The 10,474-nt window shown below is 56.1% G+C and carries 6 protein-coding genes and 1 pseudogene; 3 read left to right on the top strand and 4 right to left on the bottom strand.

Annotated elements, in window-relative coordinates; all coding sequences use genetic code 11:
• The coding region (locus tag C8024_RS16370) for a tetratricopeptide repeat-containing sulfotransferase family protein (RefSeq protein ID WP_254306017.1) at positions 1-1,158 on the bottom strand (1,158 nt) is incomplete at its 3' end.
• A 422-nt stretch (positions 1,159-1,580) separates the two neighbouring features.
• Here C8024_RS16370 and C8024_RS16365 point away from each other — a divergent pair.
• On the top strand, positions 1,581-3,521 hold the full coding sequence (locus C8024_RS16365) for a molybdopterin cofactor-binding domain-containing protein (RefSeq protein ID WP_217272266.1): 1,941 nt from the start codon (positions 1,581-1,583) through the stop codon (positions 3,519-3,521).
• Between the two features lie 90 nt (positions 3,522-3,611).
• Here C8024_RS16365 and C8024_RS20480 read toward each other — a convergent pair whose 3' ends face one another.
• The gene (locus C8024_RS20480) at positions 3,612-3,791 is read right to left on the bottom strand and encodes a hypothetical protein (RefSeq protein ID WP_217272265.1); all 180 of its coding nucleotides are present in this window, start codon (positions 3,789-3,791) and stop codon (positions 3,612-3,614) included.
• 3 nt (positions 3,792-3,794) lie between these two features.
• On the opposite strand from C8024_RS20480, the pseudogene C8024_RS16360 reads away from it, so the two are divergent.
• Positions 3,795-4,249 (top strand): annotated as a pseudogene (locus tag C8024_RS16360) ((2Fe-2S)-binding protein).
• Positions 4,192-4,734 (top strand): excalibur calcium-binding domain-containing protein, encoded by a 543-nt coding sequence (locus C8024_RS23690; RefSeq protein ID WP_173207121.1) that lies wholly within the window; start codon positions 4,192-4,194, stop codon positions 4,732-4,734. Before C8024_RS16360 ends, C8024_RS23690 begins: the two are co-directional and overlap by 58 nt.
• On the opposite strand, the gene C8024_RS16350 is transcribed toward C8024_RS23690, so the two are convergent.
• Positions 4,724-7,675, bottom strand: coding sequence for a TonB-dependent receptor (locus tag C8024_RS16350; protein WP_173207118.1), 2,952 nt, complete (start codon positions 7,673-7,675; stop codon positions 4,724-4,726). The genes C8024_RS23690 and C8024_RS16350 overlap by 11 nt on opposite strands.
• Before the next feature lie 225 nt (positions 7,676-7,900).
• On the bottom strand, positions 7,901-10,459 hold the full coding sequence (locus C8024_RS16345; protein WP_173207114.1) for a TonB-dependent receptor: 2,559 nt from the start codon (positions 10,457-10,459) through the stop codon (positions 7,901-7,903).
• Between the last annotated feature and the right edge of the window lie 15 nt (positions 10,460-10,474).

Below are 10,474 nucleotides of genomic sequence, written 5' to 3'. Positions count from 1 at the left end.
TTTTGCATGAGGCAAAGCGCGCGCAATATGACCGATATAAAGAAAATTGGCGGGCAATTTGTCAGTAAAGCGCGCCGCACCCTCATGTCTGTGGTGGCCAGCCTGGGCGAGATAGGCATCACCGATCTTCACCGGATCGATATCGCCGCTCGCCATGATCGTTTCCCGGTCGATGACATTACGGGACGATGTCGCTGCCAGACGCTTGACCGCAAGCGGCATGGCTTGCAGCTCCCCCGCCGACCCGACATCGGGATGTGACGAAAGAATGCGATCAACCAGAGTCGTTCCCGTGCGGGGCATGCCGACCACAAATATCGGTGTCTCCTCGGAACATCCTGGCGCGGGGCGGAGACTATGTAATTGCTCCGAGAAAAGATTCTCGATCGCGTCGAATATAGCCTGGTCCTGCGCGAAATCATATCGGAGCGAACGCTTGTGCTCATCATTGGCAGTGGAAAGATGAAGGAAGGATTCTCCATCACCGATATCTTCCAGTTCCTTCGCCAGCGCATAGTGGATGCGCAGCGCGTCGCCAGGCTTCACTGCCCCGCTCAGTGCCGCTTTCAGCCGTGGCACATGGTTGGACTCCAGCGTTTGGCGGGAAGCAATCGCCAGCGCGTAATGGGCTCGCGCATTGCCGGGGTCGGCGGATATTATGGCTTCATAATGGGCCAAGGCTTCCCCGACCCGGCCGGTAAAGCCGGCAGCGGCCGCGAGATTATAGCGATAGTCGATATTATCCGGTTCGGCGGCAACCGCGGATTGGAAAGGCGGGACCGCCCCCTCATGATCGCCCAGACGGGTAAATATGCAACCGATCGTATCGAAAGTCCGCGCATCACGGGGTGCAAGCGCCATTGCCCGTTGCGCGGCCTCAGCGGCTTCGCCATCACGCCGCAGCAGGATGAGCAGCTTCGCCAGTTGTGCCAGATGTTCCGCTTCCGGTCCCCGTTCCACCGCGGCTTCGAGCAGCGGTACAGCCTTGGCGATCTGGCCGGCTTCGGCGGCGGCAATCCCGAGAAGGAAATAGCCTGCAGGCTGGGCTTCATCAGCCGATATCATGGATCTGGCGACAGCCGCAGCAGCCGGTATGTCACCGTGCTTCAAAGCTTCCCTTGCTTTCGCTTCCAGCGTCAAAACGGAACCGCGATCCATGGTTGATATACAACCAGTGCTGACTGGGAAGAGAGCGATCGGGATAGCATTACGGAACTTTCCATTGCCTTTTTCCATAGCCGGTAATCGGGGTCTGTCAAAGTGAACCGGTCCTGAAATATGACATTATTGGAATTTGGTAATAATTCAACTTTCTTTCGAAACAAGTTGTGCTAGATTGTTGCCTGGGGTCGATCGGCCCGACAATCCCAGCTTTTATCGCCCAGTCAAAGAGGTTTGAAATGTTCTTGGAAGATATTGGAATCATTCCCTCTCGGGAGAAAAATCCGGCAGCAGCTGAACCGTCCCCTTCTATAATCAACCTCACTCGCCGCGGGTTCGTAGCGGGAACCGGTCTCTTCGTTGTTGCGGTCACGCTGGCGGGCTGTTCCAATACGGAACCCGATGTTGACGCTGCAAATATGAAGATTCCCCAAGCAGGGCCCAGCCCGCTTACCGACGTGGAAGGCGGAGATGCGACACCCGCTTTGTGGATTGCAATCGAAAAGGACGGAACGGTCAAGATCACCTGCCACCGATCGGAAATGGGTCAACAGGTCTGGACTTCAATGGCGCAAATTATTGCCGACGAACTGGACGCAGACTGGGAGAATGTCGAAATTGTCCAGGCCGAAGGGCACGAGCGCTATGGCGACCAGAATACGGACGGATCGCGTTCGGTACGCTATAATTTTCACAGGCTGCGCCTCGCTGGCGCGGCGATGAAACAGATGCTCGTCTCGGCAGCGGCTCTCTATTGGAAACTGGATCCGTCGCAGTGCAGCGCCGCAACAGGCAAAGTTTCGAACAGCGAGAATGGCGAGACCCTGTCCTACGGCAATCTGGCCAATATTGCCGCCCGACTGCAGGTACCGTCAGAAGCCGATATTGTTATGAAGGATCCGAAGGACTGGCGCTATATAAACAAGGAAATTCCTTCACTGACAGTTCCGCTGATCACCAGAGGGGAAGGAACATTCGGCATTGATGTCGATGTGCCGGACATGGTTTATGCTGTCATCGCGCGGCCACCCCAGGTCTTTGGTCGGACCGGATCCTTCAACGATAGCAAGACCCTCGCCATTCCGGGCGTATTGCAAAGCGTAAAACTACCGGACGCGAAGCCGCCCGCGATGTTTCAACCGCTGGGCGGTATAGCCGTCGTCGGGACCGACACCTGGGCCGCGATTCAGGGGCGCAACGCATTGGAGGTCGAATGGCTGGACGGACCGAATGCCGGCTATGACTCCGATGATTTTCGCAAGGCGATGGAAATCAAGGCCCGGCAACCCGGAACCGTCCGCCGTAGCCGGGGAAATGCCGGCAAAGCTCTGGCTGCAGCCGATAAAACCATCTCCGCAGAATATTACACCCCGCATCTTTCGCAATCGCCGATGGAACCGCCTGCGGCCACGGCACGCTGGACCGGTGACAAGCTGGAATGCTGGGCCTGTGTCCAGGACCCGCAGGCAACACGGCAGACCCTGGCTGACGTGCTGGACATCGATAAGGAAAATATCACGGTGCGCGCCACCTGGCTGGGTGGCGCTTTCGGACGAAAGTCCAAACCGGATTTTGTGGTCGAAGCCGCTCTTGTCGCACGGGAGGTGGGCAAGCCGGTCAAGGTGACATGGACCAGAGAAGACGAAGTCCGGCATGGTTTCTATCACTCCACCAGCGCGCAAAGGCTTGAAGCGGGACTGGACAGTGCAGGCAAATGTACCGCCTATCGTCACCGTTCTGTCTTTCCGCCAATCAGTTCCACATTCGACTCCGCGACGGATGTGCCTTCGGATGGTGAAATGGGTATGGGCGCCATCGATGTACCGTTCGCGATCCCCAATTTGCAGGTCGAATCCGGCACTGCCAAGGGTCATCTGCGAATTGGCTGGTTGCGATCGGTTGCCAATATCTACCACGCCTTTGCCGTCCAGAGCTTTGCAGCGGAAATAGCGCATGCAGCCGGGCGTGACCAAAAGGACTATCTGCTGGAACTGATCGGGGAACCGAGACTGGTCAACCCCAATGCGGAACAGGCTAGTTACAGGAATTATGGAGGCTCGACGGAAGACTATCCAATCGATACCGGCCGGCTGGCCGAAGTTACAAAGCTGGCCGCAAAAATGGCCGACTGGGGAAGAAAGCTTCCCGAAGGGCATGGCCTTGGGATCGCGGCTCACCGGTCATTTCTGACCTATGTCGCCACCGTGATCGAAGTGAAAGTTGCTTCGGACGGAACTCTGACCATTCCCGGTATATGGCTTGCGGCAGATGCCGGGACGGTGGTCAACCCGCGCCACACAAGGGCGCAAATGGAAGGCGGAACGATTTTGGCCTGTCAAATGCGCTTTACGGAGAGATAACCGCGAAAAATGGCGCCGTTGTGCAGGATAATTTTCCCAGCTGGCGAGTCATGCGAATGGGCGAGGCCCCGAAAATTTTCGAAGTCGAGATCATTGCCTCCAACAGCCGGCCCGCAGGGTCGGGGAACCGCCGACGCCACCCGCAGCACCTGCCCTGGCGAACGCAATTTTCAACGCCACCGGGCAGCGTTTCAGGACATTGCCGCTGATCGGGGCCAATCGCGACAAGCTGGATATTCCAGCCATCTCGACACGTTGATTGAGGAGCATTTCATGGCGACGACCCTGAACATAAATGGAAAAAAGAAACGGTAGAAGCAGCGCCGGGGACCCCTTTGCTGTGGGTTCTTCGCGATCATCTGAAAATGACCGGGACCAAGTTCGGGTGCGGGATCGCGCAATGCGGTGCATGTACCGTCCATGTGGACGGCACCCCGACCCGCGCCTGCATCACACCACATGACAGTCTCGACAATGCGAAAATCACGACCATCGAGGGATTGGCAGGAACTGCAGCTGATGCAATTCGCGATACATGGGTGGAAATTGATGTCCCGCAATGCGGCTATTGCCAATCCGGTCAGATCTTGGCCGCTACTGCCTTGCTGAGCCAGAATGCCGCCCCGACGGATGCCGACATCGATGAAGCAATGAGCGGCAATATCTGCAGATGCGCCACATATATGAGCATCAGGCGCGCGATCAAACAGGCGGCGGGGAAACTCTGACAGCCAACTGCTTGGGAAATAGCCATATGACCGGACAGCTGTTGGCTCAGGCGAAGCGGCCCGAGCTTGTGGGTCTTTCCCAAGCCCAGGCTTGCCGTTTATCAGATGAATATTGCAGATCACTCTGGCCAACATGTGCGACACTGCCGCGAAAAATGGCGCATCAGAGCGCATGGCGCGCGGACCGAACCCACGCTTTCCATATTGATCGACAGTTGGCGGTAGGCACTCATGGCGGCGGCGCCACGCCGCGACAGCCAGCCCGTCCGACAGGCTCTGGGGATTATTATCCGAATTGTGCAGCAGCCAGAGCGGCTGGTCCGACGCCGATATATCGCAGCCAGTGCGCCTATGGACGCCATCTGGACCGAGACGGCGACGGGATAGCTTGCGAACAATCGGGTGCTACCTGGTGGCATAAAAAGCCCCGCCGGTTTCCCGGCAGGGCTCTCTTCATATCTAGGTCGCTTCAGTTCAGAATTTGAAGCCGGCACCGATGCCGTAACGCCGTGGTTCGAGCGTGAAGACATTGGTGTAGAGCCCCGAAGACTGGTCGGTTACATAGAGACCTGTTTCGGAATTGCTGTCGAAGATATTCTGGACAAAGCCGCGGACATACCAGCGGTCATCGGTACCGTTCAGCTGGATCTGGGCATTGGCTTGCGCATAGCCGTCGATCCGGTTGACATTGCCGTTGAAAATGCTGCCATAGCTTTCTCCGGTATAGGCAAGGTCGACACGCGGAACGAGGCTCATGCCATTGTCGAATTCCATGCTATATTGAACGCCGATGGAAAATTTCAGCTTCGGCGCCTGTGGCAACGAGTTGCCACGGATATTCTTGGGGACACCGGCAGCGAAATATTCGATTCCGCCAAAGGCAGCCGGATCCAGACCAGCGCCCGCAAATGCGCCCGCTGCAGCAGCTTCCAGTACACCGCAGATCCCGAATGCACCGGTGGAGGCTATGCCGCCGTCAGCCGGGAAGGATACGGTTGGCTGCAAACCCGCGCCAGCGGCCAGTCCGGGAACGAGCCCCGCGTTGATCACCCCGTTCACGCTGTTGACGAATGCATTCACCCCGGCAGCATTGCCTGACGTGGATGTAACCGCACAGTTGGAAGCGTTGGTGATATCCTTGATGATCACGGCATCGGAACGGCCGCCGCCAAAGTCACGGGGATCGCTGTTGAAAGTGTCTCCCTTGACCTCGGTGTGCAGATAGCTGAAGCCCATGTTGATCGTCCAGTCCGGATCGGGACGAATGATCGCCTCGACTTCCGCACCGTAAATATCGGCATCGATATTCTCGTTCACCGCGGTGCGCGCGACGATCTTGCTCAGCTGCAGATCCTTATATTTATAATAGAAGGCCGTCAGGTTGAGCTGCAAGGCACCATCGCCGAACGTATTTTTCGAACCGATTTCAAATGCATCCACCTGCTCGGGCCGGAAGGATTCCGGAACCTCAAAAATCGGCTGCAACGGCGGATTGAGGCCACCGGACTTGTAGCCACGGGAATAAGAGAAATAGATCAGATTGTCTTCGGTCAGCTTGTAGTCGACAACCGCACGTCCCGTAATCTCGTCATTCTTGACTTGCCGGTTCTGGAATATCTGGTTGCCGGGCGTGCCTGGGTCCGCATCGAATGATCCGACAAAGGGAGATTCGAACGCGTTCGTGGTCTGACTATAGGGAACGAGGAAGCTGGCAAGGGTTGACCGCGCCTGGACGTTCTTCTTGTCATTATTGTAGCGCAAACCACCGGTCAGCTTCAGAGTGTCGCTGATGTCGAAATAGACTTCGCCGAACAGGCCGTAGGATTTAACGGTCAGATCATCCGTATTGTTACGGAAGTAAGGCGTTCCGAGAAATGACGGATCCAAACCACCACCCAGAGACGTGAAACTGCCAAGCAAACCGGCAACATAGTCGATTGCGAACGCATTCACATAATAGCTGTTCTCGGTCAGATGATAATCGGCATAAATACCACCCAGCAGGAAGTTAAATGGTCCATCCAGATCGCTCGAGATGATCGCTTCCGCCGACCAGCTGCTATTATACTGGTTTGAACGGTCATATTGCAGCGGCGATGTTGCACAATTGCTGTTCCCGCCAAACGCACCGAGACCGATCGTATCGGTATCTGACGTACATAATACACCATTTGGCCCATCGGGAATGATTGCCGCAGCGAGCGGTGCGAAATAGGAAGCCGGAAGACCTGGAACAAGCCCCGCGGCGGCGGCTGCGAGCGTGTTGAGCCCAGGCGCATAGCCGTCCCGGCGACCGATATTGTTGTTATAATCCTGCCGTGAATCCAGCTTCACCTTCTGATATGTTCCGGAAAGCTGCGCGCTGATCGGACCAAAATCATGCTCGATCTTGCCCTGGAATGTCAGCTCACTGGTGAAATATTCCGGTGTAAAAGCCGTGTTGACCGTCCGCGGGTCGGATGGGATGCCAACGCCTTCATATTGATCGGGGCCATAGAGACTACCCAGTGCGAAAGCGGTTGGTATGCCTTGCGTTGCGAGAAACTCCTGCGAAGATAATGCAGCCGTGAAAGTGGCGTTTCCATTGAACGCCTGGGCATCGCGGCGATTGTTCAGACAGCCCAAAATACCGGTTTCGTCGCGCTGGCAATATTGCTTCTGGATCCGCATCCGGTTGTCGTCTTCACGGAAATAGGATGCCATCAGATCGATCGTGGTGTCGGGGCCTGGCTCGAAACGCAGCGAGCCGCGAATCGAATAGAGATCGCGATCATCAAGATCGGGACCTCCGTTGAGATTGGTTGTGTAGCCGTCGCGTTTCACATAAATGCCGGCACCGCGGAACGCCAGGCTGTCGCCCAGCGGGACGTTGACCATGCCCTTGACCTTGATCGCATTATAATTGCCATATTCCGCGTCGCCCGAAGCCTGAAACTCGCCGAGATTCGGCTTCGCGGAGACGACATTCACAACGCCTGCGGTCGCGTTCCGGCCAAACAATGTACCCTGCGGTCCGCGCAGGACTTCCACGCGCTCCAGATCGAAGAATTCTGTTTCGAACAGACGAGTCGAAAACAGAGGCTGATCATTCAGGTGGATGGCGGTCGCCTGATCGCAAGACACGCCGACGCAAAGGTCGCCGATCCCGCGGATGGTAAAGCTTGAACTGGTAAAATTGGTCTTGGTAAATGTGATGTTCGGAAGCGTCAGCTGGAGATCGGAACTATTCTCGATCTGCTGCGCTTCGAGCGCCTCTTGTGAAAATGCGGAAACGGCAATCGGCACGTCCTGGGCACTTTGCGCCTGACGTTGCGCGGTAACGATAATGACATTGTTATCAATAACACCATTGTCCTGACCCTGCGCCATGGCAGGTACGGACGTTGCAGATATAGCTGTAGCAGCCAACAATAGCGATTTACGCATTTCTCTCTCCCAAATCCCAACGTTCTCACCGGAGAGTGTAGCTTTTGCTCATCCCCCCGATTGGTAAACATTCAACTAATCGCGCGATTAAGTCCAGCCGGAATTTTAGAAAATGCATGAAGGCATTACATTTTTGCACCATATCGGGGCAATTTGATGCAATTTGGATACAAAAAAGCCCCGCCGGTTTCCCGGCAGGGCCCAATCTTGTAATTTTGTTCAATCTTAGAATTTGAACCGGACAACACCGCCGTAGGTACGAGGAGCGCTCGGATAACCGGAAACCGTTCCCGCCTGGGCTACACCGTCGAACACTGTCGTGAGGAACTGGTCGTTCAGCAGGTTGCGAACATAGGCACCGACTTCCAGGCCATTTTCAAGCTTGAGCGTCATCGAGCCGTTGACCAGATTGACCTCGCGATCAAAGATCTGGGTGTTGCCCAGGTCAGCGTTGAAGGTCGGCAGACCGTTGTTGATCGGCGTATTGCTTTCATGGCTATAGTCGATCCGCGTAATCAGCATATTTCCGCTGCCGCCGAATTCATGCGAATAGGTCGCAGAAGTCGAAATAGCGAATTCGGGAATACCACCCGGCGTTGCGCCGCTCAGATTACCGAGAACACTACCCGGGAAGTCATCATATAGCGGGTCGAGATAGGTCATTGCAAATGTGAACACCAAACCGTCGGCCGGATTGATATTGCTGTCGAACTCGAAACCCTTGACCGACTGCTGTCCTGCGTTCTGCAGGGCAAAACCGGTGCCGGTAAAGGCCAGGCTCTGGAAGCCCTTGATGGTCTGGTCGAACAATGCGAGGTTGAAGCCGAAGCCTTCCCACTGACCTTTGACGCCAACTTCATAGACGGTGGCATTTTCCGGTCCTGCAAAGCGTGAACCGCTTCTCAGATTGGGAACAGCCAGACCGCCGTCGAGAATTGGTGACGAGGGCGCTGCGAAAGTCGATCCGCCCGGGCCCGCGATATAGTCGGTGCTCGAAGGCCGGCTGTCACGCGAAAGGTTGACCGAGCTCGCTTTGAAACCGGTTGCATAGCTCGCATAGACGTTCACCTGATCAGAAATCGCATAGGATGCGCGCAGCAGATAGGTGAACTTGTCGTCACGGGTCTTTCCGTCTTCGACAGCATTCGGAATAGTTACGAACGGTGGCTGGAACTGGAATGCCGACAGGCCGAGCAACGGGTTTACGTTGGGGTCGGTTGCCGCAGCCAGCAAAGCCGCCTGGGTTGTGGCGGGAAGCGCCTGGAACTGGTCACGCGTGGTAACCGTTCCGCTGGTTGCACCGACGATGAAGGCGTCTACCAGATTGATCTGGCCCAGTGGATCGAAGCTCTGCTGCGCGAGGGCAAAATCCTTCTTGTCGTCAGTATAGTTGAAACCACCGGTAAAGACGAGGCCATCGACCGGTTCGAAATCAACCGTCCCGAAGATCGAATAGGACGTGTTGTCCATCGAGAATTGTTCGGACGTCAGCAGCGGGGTGAGGAAGATCGATTCCTGTGGCAGACCCAGAGCCAGTTCGACTCCGTTGAAAACGCTTGGGTTGCCGGCGATGATGTCAGCCGGGTTTCCGCCTGCCAGAATTTCGAAGAAGTCACGGATCTGCGTGCCGTTTTCGATCTGGCTTTTCTGCGAGATGCTTTCGTCGAAATAATAGCCGCCAAGCAGGAAGTTGACCGGACCGTCAAAGTCGGACGCGACGCGGAATTCCTGGGTGAGCGTCTTCACCTTCTGGTTGCGGGTTTCGTTCGCAACATCAAGGCTGCTGTAATCGATGTCCGAAACGAACAGGTTCTTCAGTTCGCGATAGGAGGAAATCGAGGTGAAAGACAGCGGACCTGCATCATAGTCGACCTGGATCGAACCGCCGTAATTGTCGACTTTGTTGATCGGAACCTGGTTGAGATAGGCATCATAGCTGAAACGGTCGGTCGAGAACTGGCCACCGAGCAACTGGATCGCTCCGGCGGTTGGTCCGGCGACAACCGTCGTCACCTGACAGCAGATTTCGTCAATCCGCGAATAGTCACCGATCGCACGGATCGTGATGTCCGACGTCGGCTCGATCAGCAGCTGGCCACGAGCCGCCCAGCGATTCCGGTCATTCTGCTCTTCGCCCAGATTGACAATCTTGGCATAGCCGTCGCGGCGGTTATAGCTGCCGTCGACCGAGAATGCGATATTGTCGGTCAGCGGGCCGGTGATGTCGCCCTTGACGACGACATTGTTGTAATTGCCGTAAATGGCTTCGACCGCACCGCCGAACTGGAATTGCGGTTCCCGCGTCACAACCGAGATAACGCCGGCCGATGCGTTCTTGCCGAACAGTGTCGATTGCGGGCCGTTCAGGACTTCGATGCGCTGGACATTGGGAAGGTCGGACAGAGCCGCAGCCGAGCGGGACCGGAACACGCCGTCGATGAAGACGCCGACCGAAGGCTCGATGCCGAAGTTATTGTCGCCGTTGCCGAAGCCGCGAATGATGAAGGTCGATGCCGAAGATGTCTGCAACTGGCTGACGCGCAGCGAAGGAGCGACCGACTGAAGGTCGAGTACGTCACGGATCTGTGCGTTCTCGAGCGTTTCACCGGTTGTGACCGAGACCGAAATCGGCGTTTCCTGCAGCGTGGTTTCACGCTTGGATGCGGTGACGACGATTACATTGTCATTGAAGGCTTCTTCTTCCTGCACATCCTGTGCGTAGGAAGGTGATGCGGCAATGACACCGCCCAATGCTGTAGCGGCTAGAAATTTAGCGATTTTCATGTGTTTCTCCTGCGC

It is taken from the genome of Sphingopyxis sp. BSNA05 (assembly GCF_013265645.1).
In the GTDB taxonomy this organism is placed as follows: domain Bacteria; phylum Pseudomonadota; class Alphaproteobacteria; order Sphingomonadales; family Sphingomonadaceae; genus Parasphingorhabdus.
Note: the sequence above shows the minus strand (reverse complement) of the source record. Positions and strands in the feature narration are given on the sequence as shown.